Below are 18,784 nucleotides of genomic sequence, written 5' to 3'. Positions count from 1 at the left end.
ACAAAAAAGAGTTTTTTATCCACCAAAAAAAAATATTCAGTAAAAATATAGAACTTTTGACTTATATTTACCTTCCAAAAAAACCAATAGATCCGTTTCAAAAGAAGATATATATGGAAAATACACCTATCCATCCCTATATAAAACTATTCCTACTTTTCAAATCTTTTTTCATCATACCTTTTGTCACTTTTGGACAAGTACAAGTTGACTCCGTAAGAACAACAGAGAGTACATGCCCAAACAATGGTACCATTCGCGTTTATGCGCAAGCTACGAATCCACCCTTATTGTATAGTATCATTGACGGCCCAACTCTTCAGCCGGAACAAACCAACAGTACTTTTTCTTCACTCCAACCCGGCTTTTATACAATTTTAGTCAAAGACATGTTTGGCAACGAAACCCTTACCTACGCAAACATAACAGGAAACTATATCCCCCTAAACTTTACACCTCAACCAACCAATGTTACTTGTTCTGGAGATACAGATGGGATAATAGTTGGGAATAGAGCCCCTAATGCAGGAAACGCACCTTTTACATGGGAAATAATTCATCCTGCCGATCATGTACGCCCTCCACAGGAAAGTGACACTTTTGAAAACCTACCGCCAGGAGACTATACCATAAGGTTGACCGATGCTTGTGGCGCTTTCACCACCCGAACAGCTTCTGTAAGAGATAACCTTCCCCAAAGCTTCAGTATGTCAGACCCTTCCATCTACATGACGGACTGTAATACGGCAACATTGACTACTTCCTTACAAACTACAGATTTCCGTCACCCATACACCGTGGAAATAGAGACCAGTAGTGGAATATATACAACCGAACCAACCAGGCTAGAATTACCAGATCATTCTCCCCATTTAAGACTGGAGCAAGAAATTACCGGTGTAAGCTATGGAGACTATATTCGTATAACAGTAACAGACGCATGCAACAGGTCTGCCACTGCCGAAGGTAATGTAAGCGAGTTTGAATTTTGCCCTACCTATTCCACGTCATTCCAAGATTGTGAATTTACCGCTAATATAACCTTATCAAACTCAAGCCACACCTGTTTCTCATCAAATGAACTACTTACCTATTTACCTACTCCGGTAGAGTATCAAGTTAGAGATATAGCAGAGGATGTTATCGTGCAGTCAGCCATCCTTGAGGAAGGACAAAATGGTTGGCCTGGGGTCTCTTCCATTAGGCTAGATCCTTTACCTGGAAGCAGGTCTTATGAATACACGATCACCGATGCTTGTGGCAATTCATTTACCAGTACCTTCTTTACCCCAGAAATAAACACTCCTGACCCTCAAATGGATGAAATATCCATCAATGAAAGTGTGTGTGCAGACTCAACTGCAGCAGTTACTGTGAGTGTAAGAAGCTTTAGAGGAACCCCTGACCTTATTATACTTTCTGGTCCTGAAGAAATGAGTAATGACAAACCTGGATATGAATATCAGAGAACGATATACTATCCAGACACCTTATCTCCAACTGCATGGGGTACGGGGAGCCAACCTTTTCATGATTTTTCTATAAACAACTTACCTATAGGAGAGTACACATACAAGGTAGTTGATTCATGTGGAACGGAGTTTTTAGGAACTTTTGAAATTAACCCTGAAGATGTTTCTAGCTATGAACATGAGTTTTCATACCTACGAGGCTGTCTCGGAAGAAACCAGATCAACCTGTTTACAACTGCAAGAGGTGGCAGGTTTCGAATCAGGGACTTTCAAAGTGGTTTTGACTACCAAAGAAGTTATACATGGTTTTCAACGACCCCTCCCATTATAGATTCAGTAACAAATATTGGACCAGGCACTTACAGAGTTAGCTTCACCAATTCCTCTGATGGGGGAAGACAGCTCAGTATGGACAGTTATTTATTTTGCAGTTCGGTTCATGAAGACCTGACTATTGAAGAATATGAACCACCTCAGATATTCACCTATAACGCCATTTTGTGCGATGAGTCTATAACAGCAGAAATTATACCCGACAGTTCGAAAGGTGTTTGGCCATACCAGTATGAAATTATTGCTGGCCCTGAAACCTTTCCCTTGCAATATGAGAATACTTTTACTGTAAGCACGCAAGGCACGTATACTGTCAGGATACATGACGACTGTGGAAATGCCTCTACTAGGGAGATACACCTTGAAGAAATCACCTTTGAGCCACTATTGGCTAATATTACTTGTTCGGAAGCAAGGATCATTTATCCAGCATCCATATACTATGACTACCAGTGGCAAAGACCGGACGGCTCAACTTTTATGGGTGACACATTATGGTTACCTGCCATAACTGAAGCTGATACAGGAGTTTATCAGGTATCCCAAATTATTGAGATCAGTGGTTGCCGCGACACCATCCAGTCTTCCCACCATATAGCCATGACCCAAACGCATGAAATTGCTGATACTATTTGTCCTGGAACACCTTACCCCTTTGGGAACAATGAATATACATCTTCAGGCATCTACTATGACACACTGCTCACGGCTATGGGATGCGATAGCATTGTAGAACTACACCTTCACGTCCTTGACTATTTGACTGGGTCTACCAGCCATACCATTTGCCCAGGCGGAAACATTACGATAGAAAACGTAATTTATGACACACCTGGCATTTACTACGATACGCTTAGCACAACCACCTGTGACAGTATCCTGACTATTGAAATAGATCTTGGCAACTACCTTACAGGAACCAGGGATGAGGTTATCTGCCCTAATGGAAGTGTCACCATAGAAAATGTAATTTATGATACCCCAGGCACCTACTACGACACATTATTCACCGGCTCCTGCGATAGTATTTTAACCATCAACATTACCCAACAAGACTACCTAAGAGGTGAGGTGAATGAAACTATTTGTCCAGGAGGAAGCATCACCATAGGAAGCCATATTTATAATGAAGCAGGAACATTTTATGATACCTTGGCCACTAACTCCTGTGACAGTGTTGTTACAATAAATATTGCATTAGGAAACTATCTTACAGGAACAAGGAATGAATCTATTTGCCCTAATGGAAGTGTCACCATAGAAAATGTAGTTTATGACACACCCGGCACTTATTACGACACACTGTTCACCGGCTCATGCGACAGTATTTTAACCATAAACATCACTCAAGAGGATTATCTTAGAGGAGAAGTATACGAATCTATATGCCCTGGAAACAGCATTACTATAGCAGGCAAAAGCTATGACACAGAAGGCATGTTTTACGATACATTATCTACAACCGCATGCGACAGTGTAATAACCATTAACATCACTGTACGAGACTATCTAAGAGGTGCAATTGATGAGTATATTTGTCCAGGAGAAAGCGTAACAATAGAGGGGGTACTATATGATACACCGGGAACTTATGCTGACACTATCCCTACAACCGACTGCGACAGTATTATTACCATAAACATCTATGAAGCACCAATTCCTACTGTAAACTTAGGAGCTGACACTTCTATATGCGAAGGCACTAGCCTAACGCTAAACGCCGGATCAGGCTTCACTTCTTATGCCTGGAACAATAATGCTCCCAACAATCAACAATCTATTACAGTCAATGATGTAGATACTTACTGGGTAGTTGTGACCAATAACTACAATTGTAGAAACTCCGACACAATTAATATTTTAAGTATCCTTCCCCTACCGCAAGTTGACGCTGGAAGCAACGAAGAAATATGTTATGGCGACTCTGTCACATTGAGTGCCAGTGGAGGAATCAGGTTCCTATGGAATCCTAGCAATTCGGAACAGCAAAGCATTACGGTAACACCAGAATCTACGACTACTTACTCCGTAGTTTCTTATGATGCCAACAATTGTGCGTCCTTACCTGACGAAGTCACCGTAACTGTCCATGCCTTACCGGAAGAGCGCTTATTTGAAAGTAATTTCATAACCCATTGCTTTGAAGAAGGTCCTTTAGTTATAGGTCCTTCATGGGGAAATAGTTTTTTATGGCCTCTCACAGGAGAGACAGAGCAATATATTGAAATTGAAAGGCAAGGGGTGTATAGCGTAGAGGTACTGGATGAAAACGACTGCCCTGCGAAAGGTGAAATTTTTGTGGAACACAAATGTGAGCCGCTGGTTTTTGTACCTGACGCCTTTTCCCCAAACAATGACGGTATTCATGACGTGTTGGAAATCTTTGGGAAAAACTTCACCAATTTTGAAATGCGGATTTTTAACAGATGGGGCGAAGTAATATTCCTGACCAACGACAGAAACATCATGTGGGATGGAACCTATAGAGGAGAACTAATGCCTATTGGCAGCTATCCATGGGTGATTTTTTATGATCCACTATATGTCAATGAAGGGCAAACACCAACAAGGAAACAATTAAGGGGCAGTGTCACGCTCATAAGATAAATTTCATATAAAAAGCTATATGTTAAAGTATTTACTAACCTTTTTAGCAGCCCTGACAGCTTTACAGCTTCAGGCCCAGGTTCCTCAATACTCTCAGTATTATGCGAATGCTTTATTTCTATCGCCTTCTTTTGCTGGTGCAGATTACAGCACCCGCGGCATTATGGCGGCACGCTACCAGTGGCCAGGACTCCATGCATCTTATATTAGCAATACAGTATCTGTAGACCATTATATTCCAGAATACAATAGTGGGGTGGGTTTAATTATTAACTCAGATATAATCACTCCCGCAAATCTAAGGACAACAGATGTAGGTATCGCCTATTCTTATGAAATAGGAATTACCAAAAACATTGTTTTCCGCCCAGGACTGCAAATGTCATACGTTCATAGACGGATTGATTTCAACAGGCTTACTTTTGGTTCGCAATATACTGACAATGGCTTTATCGGCGGCAGTAGCAGTGAAGACCCTAACAACCCTGCCATTGCGTATCTAGACTTTGCCTCTGGTGGTGTAATCATGTCTGAAACTTTCTGGGCAGGGATCTCAGTGCATCATATGAACCGCCCTAACCAAACCTTTATTAACGGAGAAAGCAGGTTACCTGCTAAATTTTCTGTATTTGGCGGGTATAAGTTCATGCTGACGCCAGACTGGAAAAGAAGATATGTCAATCCTGATGAAGAGGTCAGTATCTCCCCTACCTTTATGTACAAATCACAAGGGAAGTCAGACCAATTGGATATAGGAGTCTATGCCAGGTATAACACTTTTATAACCGGACTTTGGTACCGAGGCATTCCAGTAAAGGTTTATAGTCCAGATAGGACAAACTACGAAGCAATTGTCGTACTCGTCGGCTATATATACAACAACTTACAAGTTGGGTACAGCTATGATTTTACTACTTCGAAACTTTCTATGGCTACGTGGGGAAGTCATGAGCTAACACTTAGTTACAGAATTGCGAAAAGCAAAAAGAAAAAGCAGAGACCTATACAAAAAAGGCCTGCATGCCCTAAATTTTAAAAGCAATTTATGACGCCCCCTTGGGGCTAATTTTACTTGCTTCATTTCTCAGGGCTGCCCCTGAGTTATTTATTACCGCGCCTTTGGAGCTTATTTTCTTTGATTATAAAAAACTGACATTACCTGGGCAACGTTCCTTTTACAGTCCCCTATGTAAGACTTCTAACAAGACTACTATAGACGAGCGTTAAATAAAACCTTAGTGCAAGCACCAAAGGTGCGAAATATATAACAATGGGCGGCAGTCCATGGGAACAGGTAACAAGACTACCCAAAACCCCAACCGGGGCGCAATATAAATTTTCACCTTCTATCACTCCCCGTTGAGGTGTATGTTCAATTGCATTCTTGATTGATCAGGACTACACCTCCTAAGCTGGATCTTATTGATACAAAACCAAACTTTTTTACGGCAGCTAAGCCATTTCAGCTAACAATTCAAAAGGGGCGATATGATTTTAGAAAAATACAGCGTTCTCATCTAAAGTCCTGAAGGGGCGTTATTATTTATGCCCTAAGAGGATACACAAAAAACAACGGTTAATATAATTACCGCTCCTTTGGAGCAGCTATACCATCAATCCTTTGAGGGTAGCGAGACGCTACGAAAAAGCAAGCTTCCATCGCACCATGATAACATAATTCTTTATCTAGGGTCTGCTGAAAAACTCAAATTTAACATATGTAAAAAACCGGCCCTGAGCGCTCGCCAGGCCGGTTTTTTATTGTCATCCTTTCAAATACGTCTTTCAGACCCCGAATTATGTTAAAAATTGACTTATGCCATGCTGAAAAACTCAGAAAATAGAGTGCCTGCCTGGTCAATTTGACCAGGTTGAGCACCAGGATTATTGAGGCGATCCACGTTTGGCTGGTATTCTTAAGTCTGGCACGGATACGGTTCATCCCATAGCTGTTTTTTGCTTGTCCAAACTTTCCTTCAACCGGATTCCTCTCTCCTGGACTTACGTGGTTTTCCACTGCCTTTGCGGATGGCCTGCCCAAAGGTTTGGCTGCCAGTTTTATTCCTTTTCCCTTCAACCACTTCCGGTTTTCACGGGTGCAGTAAATTTTGTCTGCCAGTACTTTGGCAGGATAAAAACCAAACCGTTTCCGATATTTTTCAACGTAATCAACAAGATGACTGCCCTCGTTAAAAGCCTCCCAGGACACAGTGTCCAGAAAGGAAAAACCATCCACCATGCTAAGGTGGATCTTGGCTCCAAATTCAGTTTTGGCTCGTGACTTTCCCCGTACAATAGGTCGCACATGAGGCTGATGGATACTAACAATCCGATCTGCTACATGGTGGCCCCGGTTCTTAAACATGCCAAGCTGTTGTTCATAAAGTGTCTGAATGACCCAGTATGACCGCTGTGTACGATGACACAAAGGAAAAACCTCAAAGCTGTCCAGCTGCTTTTCAATGGTCTTGAAGTTTCTTCTAAGGTATTGGAGCTGGGCTTTTATCCCTTTGCGAATTACTTTTCTTGATGGATTCTTGTTCTGGGCCACCTTCAGATAGGTTTTACGAGCTATTTTTCTGTAAGTCCTTGGTTTCTTCCCCTGGGTATTTTTACAATGAAGCTCATCTATGATCTGTTGGGTGATTTCCCTTGCTTTGTTCAGCAGCCCCAAATCGGTTGGGTAAATGATATCTTGAGGACAGGCAGTTGCGTCAAAGATTGCCTCTCCTTTGTTAGACTCTTGCCCACTGGCAAAGGAAGGAGGGTCATTTTTTCCTTTCGTAGTTTTGTCAACTTTTTTTGGGGCTTTTTCCATGTAAAACTCATGGATCCTTTCATTCATCGCATTGATAAGTTCCTGCCCCAACCGTTTTCTGATATCTACAAACAAAGATGGATCAAATGGAGGCTCCTTGATATAAGAACTGTACCCCAGAAAGTATTGCAGATACATGTTTTCGGTAATCTGGGCAACTGTCTCACGATCATCCAGGTTGAGGATATGCTTGATGATCACCACTCCAATCAGCACACGAGGGTTAAGCGCCGGTCTCCCTGTCTTTTTTGGAGGATTGCGTTTGTTGTAGAGATTGACAAGTTCATCCCATGGAATTTTGTTGCTGAGCAAAACCCACCGGTTGTTGGGGTCAAGCTGATTATGAAACGGTGTCTCGAAACCAATAATTGACAACTGGCTGGGACTTGAATATTCGCAGCGTGGTGCACGCCTTTTAGGGGTCTTCTGCATATTTCTTTGCACTTGGACTCCCTCAAATTCATAAAAATAGTTCTAAAATCCTCTTAATGCCGCTATTTTTTATTTCTAAGCAGACCCTATCTAGCATAACCGTTGTTTTTTTTTGCTTGCCCACCCTCTGCTAACCAAAAATATCTTAAATTTGGGCTAAATACCATTTTCATAACAAGCAGATATGAACAACGACCCGGAATTAAATGGAAAGTATTTAGGGACTATTACGCAAGACTTTGTAAACGTCTCCGATAACATAAAAGAAGCTTCTTATCAAATCAGAAAAAGAGGCTTTTCAGACTACCCTATCTTTCCAATTTCTAAAGTAGAAATACCTATAGGCACTCTTTTAATTGGACAGGGGGAGTTAGGCAATAGCTGGAATTATTATGCTTCATTTCTAGACGAGTTTATTCAGAGGAAAATATTAGAGAGCAAAGAAGAATTCATCAGAGCCTGGAAAGACCCTGATGAGTATTGTTGCTTCTTTGTGGTAGATTTAGAGTTTACCAACTTCGTGTTTGTTCCCTATCCAGAAGAATAACAACTAAAAATGTACCCACCCCTGGGCTTTTACAGGTACTGTGGTTCCCGATTTAGTCACTAGGTTAACCCCTGCATCTTTTGGAGTCGTATGCCCTATAAACGATATATCAGGATGGTTTTTCAATTTTGGAAAATCTTCCTGCTTTATGGTAAACAAAAGTTCATACTCCTCTCCTCCGTTCAACATGCATGTAATAGGATCTATGTTAAACTCTTCTGCAGTGCTTAAAGTGACTTCGTCAAGTGGAAGCTTGTCTCCGTACAGTTTTGCTCCGCAATCAGATGCCTTACAAATATGCATAATTTCGGAAGCCAGACCATCAGAAACATCAATCATAGCGGTAGGCTTAACCCCTAGTTCTTTAAGGGAGTGTATTACATCCATTCTAGCCTCAGGCCTAAGTTGCTTCTGAAGGACATAATCTTTCCCTTCAAATTCTGGTTGATTGTCAGGGTTTGCCAGAAAAACCTGCTTTTCACGCTCCAATAATTGTAAACCCAGATATGCCCCACCTAAATCGCCTGTGACACATAGAATATCATTAACATTGGCCCCACTTCGATAGGCAATATCATTTTCCGTTGCAGCACCTATAGCCGTTACAGAAACAATTAAACCAGACGCAGAAGAAGTTGTGTCCCCCCCAATGAGATCAACTTTATAATTATCGCAAGCGATTTTGATCCCAGAGTAAATCTCCTCAATAGCTTCTACCGAGAAACGGTTGCTAATAGCTATACTAAAAGTAATTTGCTCAGGAACAGCATTCATCGCAGCCACATCAGAAATATTTACTGCCACTGCCTTATACCCTAAATGACGCAAAGGAACATATGAAAGATCGAAATGAACGCCTTCCACGAGCATATCAGTAGTTATGACTTTCACTTTTCCTTCTCCAGCTTTAATTACGGCAGCATCATCTCCTATCCCTTTCAAAGTAGAATCATGTTTATGGTCTTTAAAATGCCTTCCTAACCGGTCAATTAAACCAAATTCGCCCAGTTCAGAAATTTCAGTCCTGTTTTGCCCCATTTTTTTTGATTATTTTTTAATTTTTGCCTGAAATTGTTTAAATTTGATAAGAAACACAACACTCAAAACAAGACATTTTATGAAGAAATTTTTCGTATACTTCCTGTTGTTGTCCTTTGTAACCTCAGTAGCAGCGACTTCCTGCGTTAGAGCTAAGCCAGGTTGTAAGAAAAACTCGAAAAAAGTTAAGAAAATGAAGAAAAGCGGACAGATCAAAATGTAAGTTGATATGAAAAAGCTAACATACATAATATCTGCACTATTAATAATATCTGCTTTGTCAACATCTTGCACAAGATCTAGTGCGAAATGTAAAGCAGATTATAAAAAAGCAAAAAAGAACAATGTGGGGTGGAGAAATTAATTTTTCCACCCTTTAACTATTACCGCACAATTCTATTAACACACCATTAGACTCTTTTGGGTGCATAAAGAATATCTGTTTACCGTCCGCACCTGCTTTAGGTTTTTCATTGAGCAATTGATAACCTTCTTCTTTTAAGCGTTTCATTTCTTTAACTATGTCCTCTACCTCAAAGGCCATGTGATGCATTCCCTCACCCCTTTTTTCCAAAAATTTACTAATTGGACTATCGGGCGCCATTGCCTCTAGTAATTCAATTTTTGTATTATCGGTTTGTAAAAAATATGTCCTAACCTTTTCAGAAGGGACTTCTTCTATTTTGTATACTTTCGTCCCCAAAAGGTTTTCATAAAAATCAATGGCCTTCTGTACATCTCTGACAGCTATACCTATATGTTCAAGTTTCATAATATTTCTACGTCTTTTTACGCTACTTAAACGCATACCAATAGTTTGAAGTTAACAAAATCTTTAAATCTCTTTTAGGGAAACACCCAAATCGCTAAAAAGAACCCACAAACAAAATAGGACGATATAACATTATTAAAACAATGAACGATAATAGTTCTTAAGCAATAGCCATTGATTTTAAAGGCTATACATAATTTAAATAAGAAAAACACAGAGAAAGACTACCTACATAAACCCAAAAATGACACGGAAAAATTATGCAGCAGGCATGCTTATGTTCAAAAAGGAAAAGAACACGTTACAATATTTCCTTGTGCATCCGGGAGGTCCTTTTTTTTCTAAAAAAGATACTGGCGTTTGGACTATTCCAAAAGGGGTACCTGAAAACAAGGAAACACCTATTGAAACAGCAAAAAGGGAGTTTGGCGAAGAAACAGGAGTAAAGCCTCTCCCGCCCTATATATACCTTGGAAATATTAAACAAAAAGGCGGGAAAATGGTTGAAGCATGGGCTTTTGAATATACAGAAAATACCCCTATTAATCTAAACTCCAATACTTTTAAAATTGAATGGCCTCCTAAGTCAGGCAATAAGGCTATATTTCCCGAAGTAGACAAAGGTATGTTTTTCAACTATGAAAAAGCTTTAGTAAAAATAAACCCGAACCAGGCCCCTTTTCTAGACAGACTAAGAACCTTATTTAACACCCAAAACGGATTAAAGGAAACCTGAGGGATTTCTAATACGTTAAAAAAAAGTGTATTTTTGCATTTAAGTGAAAAAACAAGTAAATTATTTTGTTTGTTAAAATAAACAAATAAAGAAGTATTATGATAAACGTTACAGATAAAGCCAAAGAACACGTAATAGAACTTCGCCAAAAAGAAGGTTATGGTGATGATTACAATGTCAGAGTGGCGGTTCAAGGAGGCGGGTGCTCTGGTCTTATGTATGAACTAAAGTTTGACAACCAGACTTCACCGTCCGACCAAATTTTTGAAGACAAAGGTGTAAAGATTATGATAGACAAAAAAAGCCTTTTATATTTGGCAGGCACCACTCTTGACTATTCAGATGGACTAAATGGAAAAGGATTTCAATTTATTAACCCTAATGCCAGCAGAACCTGTGGTTGCGGAGAAAGTTTTGCTGTATAAGCCATTAGCTAATCTAAGTTAAAAAAAGCCCCCACCTAAGGGGCTTTTTATATTTATTGAATTCATCGTGTACATAAACTGAAAAAGTTGCCAAAGCGTTTTTCTCAAGCAAGTCACAATTACACACCCCACTATATAGACTGCTTACTTTTTACCACTTTATGATAGGATAGCCCACATTTTCTCCGTTGGAAATTTGAAGTATATACACACTAAACGGGACAGTACCTTCCCTTGCAATTTCCCAGATAAGTCAGAAGTGGATATATCTGAACCTTCGACCTTCTTGAAATTCGATGTTTAACTGTGCGGTAAATGGGTTAGGGTATACATTACTGCTTCTGGCGTGTTACCTAAAAACTGATACAAATCCTCGTTTGTTTCCCCTAGCCTTGCATAAAATCATGCTTCAAGCTATTTGAGCTGCCCTTAAAGCATTATTATCAATTGATACATCAGAGCCACTTCCTTGAGCATTCCAGCCATTGGAAACTAGCCATGCACTTGAATTAGGTGTAATTAAACAGCCCTCGTTATCCTCTTACCTTTTTAACCTATGTTTGCATTATATTTCGTTATGAGGGGCAAAAGAACAAAAAATCAGCGTTCTAATGCATATTTCAGATTTAAGGTTTTTGTATAATACAGGTGAATGACAAAATTACCAATACACGTTCATGGCAATAGATAAACACATTGCTATGAACGCATAAAAAAAGGGCTGATCGTATGACCAGCCCTTTTTTATATCAAACAATCAAGAGATTATCTCTTAATCAACTTCTTGGTTTTAACACCATCAGAAGTTTTTGCGCTCAGTATATAGATACCTGTTGGCACTTGACTTAAGTCGATGTCAAGCAAAGACATGCCATTGTGTTGTACAGGACCATAAACAACCTGTCCATTCATACTAACTACAGTGACTTCAGCATCTGATTTAATATCAGCTTTGGCTACATCGACAACCGGGTTAGGGTAAACGTCGATATCTTCCTCTACTGAAACTTTGGCCATTTTTTCATATCCGCCCGCACCACATATTTCCACATTTCTAAGACCAATTTCTACTTGACTGTTTTGCTGAGCGCCCCAGTCAAACCTTAACGCTAGGTTGACTTCTCCAGACTTGTCAGCTACAAACGTAACAGAATAAGTAGCATATTCACCAGTTACCGACTCCTTAACTTCATAAGCAGCTTGAAGAAGGTCAGGTCTGTCCCACATAGCACCAAGTGCCAAACCAACTTGAACACTTGTCGCAGGAACATTATCTCCTGTTCTTGCATCAAAGGTAATGGTAAACTCTTCACCTTCCTCTACAGAGAAAGACTTACCAGTTTCAATCAACCATGCATACTGACGTCCCCAAGCTCTCTGAGTGAACAGAAGTTCGTCACCATCATTAGATACAAAGCTTCCGCTATACTGATCAGACCAGTCGTTTCTCACAATCCAATCAGACTCAGATGGAGTTTCATTAAGTACACACTCAGAAGGATCTGTTGGATCTGTTGGATCTTCATCAATAGGATCCTCATCGTCGTCGTCATCTACGGTGCCATCAGAAGGAACAACCTCCATGTTATTGATATTAACATCACCGCCAATAAACGTCAAGCGCATTACTTGCTCACCTTCAGTAAGCTCTACGCCACGCACGATTACTTCGTCCCACGCATTCCAGTCACCTGTATTAGGTACTTCAACTCTGTCAATAATAATATTGTCATCCATGTCTATGGCAAGTGCCATACCACTAACAGGGGTAGCTACTCTAAAGATAAAGTCATAGACTCCAGAGCTATCTACATTTACTGTATAGTTTAACCACTCCATATCTTCAGTCCAGCCTACAGAATAGATACCTGTTTCAGCATTAAATCCAATATCCACGTTATCCTGTCTGTAAGCACCACCCATATTTCCTCTAGACCTGTCATAGTAGGCAACTTCTTGTCCACCTTCATCATAATCCTGTGCTTCAATAACCCCAGGAATAGTATGCGCCACACCACCGAAAGGTAGAGAAACAGGAGATTCTCTAATTTCAATAGTTACGGCTTCAGAGGTTGTAGTTGCACCTTCGTTGTCACGAGCCCTTGCAGTAACTTCATAAGTTCCTGGCTCTAGGTCTTCGATAGTAAACACATAAGGTTCAGCATCTGCTACCCCTACACGGTCACCATCAACAAAGAATTCAACATTGAAAATAAACCCATCAACATCAAGAGCTTCAGCTTCTACTTCTACAGTAGATCCAGGGTTGAAAGTAGCACTTCCAGATGGTCTAACAATAGACACAGTTGGTGGAATGTTCGGCAATGTTTCAGATCCATCAGTAATCTGGATATAATCAAGGTTAAACTCTCCACCGTGCATATAGATCTGCATTACCTGCTCACCAGCTTCCAATTCTACACCTCTAATGGTCATAGTAGTCCAGTTGTTCCATCCACTAGTGTTAGGTACAACTGCGTTAGAAATAACCTCTTCACCATCCATAGAAACTGCAAAACCTCTTCCTTCAAACTCAGTAGCTACATTGAATGTGAAATCATACAAACCAGCAGAATCCACATTAACTGTATAGTTTAGCCACTCCCCGTCTTCAATCCATCCAACAGAAGTAATATCGTTTTCAGGATTATAACCAATATCTACGTTGTCATTTCTATAAGCACCGCCTTGGTTTCCTTCAGTACCATCGTAATAAGAAACACCTTGACCACCTTCGTCATAATCTTCAGCTTCTATTCTACCAGGGATCAAATGAGCAGATCCACCAAATGGTAGAGAAGTTGCTTCTTCAAGTACAGTGATGGTAACTGCTTCAGATGTAGTGCTGGCAGATTCATTATCGATAGCTACTGCTGTAATTTCATACACACCTGCCGGCACATTTTCCCATGTAAAGGTATAAGGCTCTTCAGTAGTCTCTCCTACTTCTTCACCATCTACCATAAATAGAACCCTAGACACATAACCATCGCTGTCAGAAGCTTCGGCTTGCAGGTTGATATTTACATCTGGGTTAAATACAGCATCGTCAGAAGGTCTTGTAAGAGAAACCTCAGGAGCAATATTTGGCTCAGTATCTGAACCATCTTTCACCTCAATGTAATTAAAGTTGAAAGCACTGCTCTGTACCAAGAACTGTAGTACATGCTCACCAGCTTCTAGTTCTACACCTCTAACTCTAACTCTTTCCCAGTTGTTCCACCCTCCTGTATTAGGGATAGTTACACTTTCTATAAGTGTTTCATCGTTCAGAAGAATTCCGAAACGTGTATCGTCCTGATCTGTAGAGACACTAAAATAGAAGTCATACACTCCAGAAGACTCAACATTTACTGTATAATTCAACCATTCACCATCTTCAACCCATCCAACAGAATAGATATTAGTTTCAGGATTAAATCCGATATCTACATCATCATTTCTATAAGCACCACCTTGGTTTCCTTCAGATAGGTCATAATAACCGACACCGTTTCCTCCAAGATCATAATCTTGAGCTTCTATAGTACCAGGAATTACATGAGCAATACCTCCGTAAGGACCTTCTTCAAGTGTTTGAACACCATCAATCCAGATATCAGCAGACACTGTAGACACACTGTCCATGTCATATGCAACTGCTGTTAATCCATGACGGCCAGCAGGAACACGCTCCCAAGTAACAGAATAAGGAGCATCGTATGCAACACCGATTAAGCGGTCACCATAGAAGAATTCAACTCTATCTATAGCACCTCCACTAACAGAGGCTTCAGCTTCAATGACAAGTGGAGAACCAGCTTCAACTTCATGATCATGCTCAGGGCTAACAATTGCCACTTCAGGACGTACAGCAGGATCTTCCTCATCCTCTTCTGCAACGACACTAAATGCCACTTCTTCAGAAGTAGTAGAAGCATCTTCATTGTCATATGCAACTGCTGTTAATACATAGTCGCCCTCTTCTATAGAATACCAAGTATAAACAAATGGCTCTTCAGTTAATTCCGCAACAAGCTCATCGCCGTTAAACAATTCAACGCGAACCACTTCTCCATCTTCATCTGTAGCGTTGATTTCTACCGTTACAGTATCGCCTGCCATGAACTCATCGCCAGAAACTGGAGATGTAATAGCTACCTCAGGAGCGATATTTTCATCATCGTCCTCTTCTTCTTCAGCAATTACTGAAATTGCTACTGCATCAGATGTAGTATAAGCACCATCATTGTCATGCGCAACAGCAGTCAATGTATAAGTACCTTCTTCTACATTCTCTAAAGTAAAGACAAAAGGAGCCTCAGTCAATTCTGCAACAAGTTCATCTCCATTGAAAAGCTCAACTAAGACAACCTCGCCATCCTCATCTGTAGCATTTACCTCAACAGTAACATCATCTCCTTCTGTAAATTCATCGCCAGAAGCTGGAGATACAATTGAGACCTCAGGTGCGACATTCTCTGGTTCCGGTTCTTCTTCTTCAGCTACCACAGATACAGTAACAGCATCAGAAGTAGTGTAGTCACCGTCGTTGTCATGCGCAACTGCCGCTAAAGTATATGTACCTTCTTCTACATTCTCCAAAGTAAAGACAAAAGGAGCCTCAGTCAATTCTGCAACAAGTTCATCTCCATTGAAAAGCTCAACCAAAACAACCTCTCCATCTTCATCTGTAGCATTTACTTCAACAGTAATATCATCTCCTTCTGTAAATTCATCACCAGAAGCCGGTGATACAATAGATACCTCAGGTGCAATATTTTCAGGTTCCTCCGGATCATCATCATCATCATCATCATCATTTCCTCCTCCATCAGCAACTACACTGATAGCAACAGGCTCTGAATCTGTTGACGCTCCATCATTATCATAAGCAATGGCAATGAGGTTATACATACCAGCCGGTGCATTGCTCCAGGTATACACAAAAGGAGCATTTTGAACTACACCTAGTCTTTCATTACCATTATAAAACTCTACATAGTCTACATAGCCATCGCTATCGCTAGCTTCAGCTGTAATTACTATATCATCGCCCAAGGCAAACATAGCCCCCTCTTCAGGAGAAGTGATGCTTACTTCTGGCGCTTCATTAACTGGTGCCGCGTTAACAACTACATAAATAACATCAGAAGTAGTTTCAGCTCCATCATTATCATGAGCTACAGCAGTAAGTTCAAAACCACCTTCTTCTACACCTTCCCATGTAACTGTAAACGGCTCTGCATCAGCTTCACCAATTTTATCTCCATTGCTAAAGAATTCTGCCAGCACAACCTCTCCATCACTATCAGAAGCTTCTGCTGTAATTTCAATATTAGTTCCAGCTTCAAACTCTGCATTATCTTCAGGAGATACAATCGCAACTTCAGGAGCAACGTTTACACGGTTAACTACCACAGTAACTTCATCAGAAGTAGTGCTTGCACCATCATTATCATGGGCTACGGCAGTCAATGTATATGTCCCTTCTTCAACATTCTCCCAAGTAAATGAATATGGGGCAGAAGAAGTTTCTCCCAACTTTTCATCTCCGTTGAAGAATTCTACTAAAACGACCTCACCATCACTATCAGAAGCATCAGCCGTAATAGTGATATTATCGCCAGCATCAAATGCTGCATTATTTTCAGGGCCAGTAATAGCTACTTCAGGAGCAACATTGATAGGGTCTTCATCATTCTCTTCTACAAGTTCTGCGTCAAAGTAATTGAGATTAAAACCACTAGAAGTCATATCCAATCGCAGTACTTGTGTACCTGCCGAAAGTTCTACACCTTCTACAGTAACTGTTTCAAACTGTTGCCATCCACCTGTATTAGGAACATCAACAGAAAAAGCTTCTTCATCATCAAATGAAACAGTAAAGTTTCTGTCACTAAAATCAGAAGCCAACCTAAAGCTAAAGTTATAAATACCGCTCTTTTCAACCTCTACAGTATAAGTAAGCCACTCACCTTCTTCAATCCAACCTACATGGTAGCCACCTTCAGAGTCTAAAGTTCTTTCTATATCGACATCATCATCTCTGTAGGCACCACCTTGGTTACCTTCTGTATTGTCATAGTAAGAAACATCCTGACCTCCAATATCATAGTCTTGAGCTTGCACACGTCCTGGAAGCAATGTAGGTGTCCCGTGATATGGGCCTTCTTGCCATTCCCTCAATTGTGCAGCTTCACTTTCAATGGTGTCATAGCTGTTAGAAACAACAACTGTATACGAACCTAAGTCAGACTCACTTACATTTTCAATAGTCAGAGTACTATTAGTAGCCCCAGAAATATCCTCTCCATCTTTTCTCCACTGATAGCTTAAGCTCTCACCAGAAGCAGAAACTGAGAAAGTAGCTGTTTCGCCTATTCTCACTATTTGAGCGGAAGGTTGGGTATGGATATTTGGCTCAGGAGAGCAAGGGATAAAATTATCTTCTGGATTTTTCATGTGACGTTGCACAAGCTCTCCAGAAGCGGTTAAGTTGCTATAGTCATTATTGTCACAAGATCCAGGTGACAAAGCAGCGGATGTCTCATCTTTATGCGTCCAGCTCCAGTTACACCAGCTAACAGTAACACCGTCAGGGTTATTACCATTGAACACATCCATATAAGCATTAGTAACTTCTTCGTTGAAGCCACCATCACCAGAAGCAGCACTCACGCCCCATTCTGTAGCAAAAATAGGGATTTGGCTCAATGTATTTGTCAGGTCACCTAAACGGTCGCCGTGTGTACCAGCATAAAAATGGAAAGAGTACATAACATTGTGTGCAAGATCTCCTTCCAATTCGTTGCCTAACACATCCCAAGGGGTTCCGCTCCAGTTTGGCGTACCCACCATAATAACTGTTTCTGGGTCATTAGCCCTAATAATAGGTATAATTTCTTCAGCGTAGGCTTTAGTGTTCTCCCAAGACCCGCCAGGGCCGTTAGGTTCATTACAAATTTCATAAAGCACGTGATCTTTGCCTGCATGCTTAGAAGACATGTACTCCCAGAATTCTTTGGCAGGTTCTAGATTAGTCAATGGGTTACCATCAGACAAGATATGCCAGTCAATCATGCAATACATACCACGCTTTCCTGTTTCGTCCACCCAACGGTCAATCCAGTTTCTCCAATATTCAGGATCTTCTAAATAACCTCCGGATTCAACATACATGGCAAGACGGAATATGCTAGCATTCCAGTCATTTTGCATGACATCTAAGGCTTCTTCGGTCACACAGTGGCCATACCACTGCGGCCCGTGGGTACTCATACCCCTCAACTGAACAGGGTTTCCACACTCACTGCTCAGCTGATTGCCAACTAATTTTAGCTTACCATTAAGGTCTACCGGCGTCTGAGCTTTAACCAAGAAAGTGCTCAAAAGGAACACCATGCTCAGAAGCAGTCGATTAATGGCTTTACTTCTGTAATTGTTAATCATGGAAAAATTTTTAGGTTAAACTTAAAACTTCAACTTTTGCATAAAATGCAAATATCCGGCAACACCGGACACACCTGCCTAATGCAGGACAAAATCATCGAAAAGATATTAATTAAACTTTTTACCCTAATCAAAAAAAAGCTTCCGCAAAAGCAGCTTTTCGGAAAAAGTTC

At 40.6% G+C, this 18,784-nt stretch carries 9 protein-coding genes; 5 read left to right on the top strand and 4 right to left on the bottom strand.

Annotated elements, in window-relative coordinates; translation table 11 throughout:
* Positions 1-113 precede the first annotated feature (113 nt).
* Both RCC89_09195 and RCC89_09190 read left to right on the top strand, forming a co-directional pair.
* A complete protein-coding gene (locus tag RCC89_09195) occupies positions 114-4,412 on the top strand; it encodes a gliding motility-associated C-terminal domain-containing protein (GenBank protein WMJ73337.1) in 4,299 nt (1,432 codons plus the stop codon).
* 19 nt (positions 4,413-4,431) lie between these two features.
* Entirely contained in the window at positions 4,432-5,448 is a 1,017-nt protein-coding gene (locus RCC89_09190) for a type IX secretion system membrane protein PorP/SprF (protein ID WMJ73336.1), read from the top strand.
* Positions 5,449-6,123: 675 nt separating this feature from the next.
* Here the strand turns inward: RCC89_09190 and RCC89_09185 are convergent.
* Positions 6,124-7,662 (bottom strand): IS5 family transposase, encoded by a 1,539-nt coding sequence (locus RCC89_09185; GenBank protein WMJ73335.1) that lies wholly within the window; start codon positions 7,660-7,662, stop codon positions 6,124-6,126.
* Positions 7,663-7,846: 184 nt separating this feature from the next.
* Here RCC89_09185 and RCC89_09180 point away from each other — a divergent pair, with 184 nt between their 5' ends.
* Positions 7,847-8,209, top strand: coding sequence for a hypothetical protein (locus RCC89_09180; protein ID WMJ73334.1), 363 nt, complete (start codon positions 7,847-7,849; stop codon positions 8,207-8,209).
* Between the two features lie 3 nt (positions 8,210-8,212).
* Here RCC89_09180 and thiL read toward each other — a convergent pair whose 3' ends face one another.
* Together thiL and mce are read right to left on the bottom strand one after the other, a co-directional pair.
* Positions 8,213-9,247, bottom strand: coding sequence for a thiamine-phosphate kinase (thiL, locus tag RCC89_09175; protein ID WMJ73333.1), 1,035 nt, complete (start codon positions 9,245-9,247; stop codon positions 8,213-8,215).
* 376 nt (positions 9,248-9,623) lie between these two features.
* Positions 9,624-10,022, bottom strand: coding sequence for a methylmalonyl-CoA epimerase (mce, locus tag RCC89_09170; GenBank protein ID WMJ75650.1), 399 nt, complete (start codon positions 10,020-10,022; stop codon positions 9,624-9,626).
* A gap of 241 nt (positions 10,023-10,263) precedes the next feature.
* Here mce and RCC89_09165 point away from each other — a divergent pair, with 241 nt between their 5' ends.
* Positions 10,264-10,755, top strand: a complete 492-nt coding sequence (locus RCC89_09165) for an NUDIX domain-containing protein (GenBank protein ID WMJ73332.1) — start codon at positions 10,264-10,266, stop codon at positions 10,753-10,755.
* Between the two features lie 98 nt (positions 10,756-10,853).
* Positions 10,854-11,180, top strand: coding sequence for an iron-sulfur cluster assembly accessory protein (locus RCC89_09160; protein WMJ73331.1), 327 nt, complete (start codon positions 10,854-10,856; stop codon positions 11,178-11,180).
* Positions 11,181-11,945: 765 nt separating this feature from the next.
* Here the strand turns inward: RCC89_09160 and RCC89_09155 are convergent.
* Positions 11,946-18,611, bottom strand: coding sequence for an Ig-like domain-containing protein (locus tag RCC89_09155; protein ID WMJ73330.1), 6,666 nt, complete (start codon positions 18,609-18,611; stop codon positions 11,946-11,948).
* Positions 18,612-18,784 lie beyond the last annotated feature (173 nt).

The organism is Cytophagaceae bacterium ABcell3 (genome assembly GCA_030913385.1).
Lineage (GTDB): Bacteria > Bacteroidota > Bacteroidia > Cytophagales > Cytophagaceae > ABcell3.
This window is presented reverse-complemented; position numbering and strand designations above follow the sequence as displayed.

What these genes read in the sequence shown, in the direction of transcription:
- RCC89_09165 (WMJ73332.1), top strand. Translation starts at nt 10,264, where the DNA reads ATGACACGGAAAAATTATGCAGCAGGCATGCTTATGTTCAAAAAGGAA.
- RCC89_09185 (WMJ73335.1), bottom strand. Translation starts at nt 7,662, where the DNA reads ATGCAGAAGACCCCTAAAAGGCGTGCACCACGCTGCGAATATTCAAGT.
- RCC89_09155 (WMJ73330.1), bottom strand. Translation starts at nt 18,611, where the DNA reads ATGATTAACAATTACAGAAGTAAAGCCATTAATCGACTGCTTCTGAGC.
- RCC89_09180 (WMJ73334.1), top strand. Translation starts at nt 7,847, where the DNA reads ATGAACAACGACCCGGAATTAAATGGAAAGTATTTAGGGACTATTACG.
- thiL (WMJ73333.1), bottom strand. Translation starts at nt 9,247, where the DNA reads ATGGGGCAAAACAGGACTGAAATTTCTGAACTGGGCGAATTTGGTTTA.
- RCC89_09160 (WMJ73331.1), top strand. Translation starts at nt 10,854, where the DNA reads ATGATAAACGTTACAGATAAAGCCAAAGAACACGTAATAGAACTTCGC.
- RCC89_09190 (WMJ73336.1), top strand. Translation starts at nt 4,432, where the DNA reads ATGTTAAAGTATTTACTAACCTTTTTAGCAGCCCTGACAGCTTTACAG.
- RCC89_09195 (WMJ73337.1), top strand. Translation starts at nt 114, where the DNA reads ATGGAAAATACACCTATCCATCCCTATATAAAACTATTCCTACTTTTC.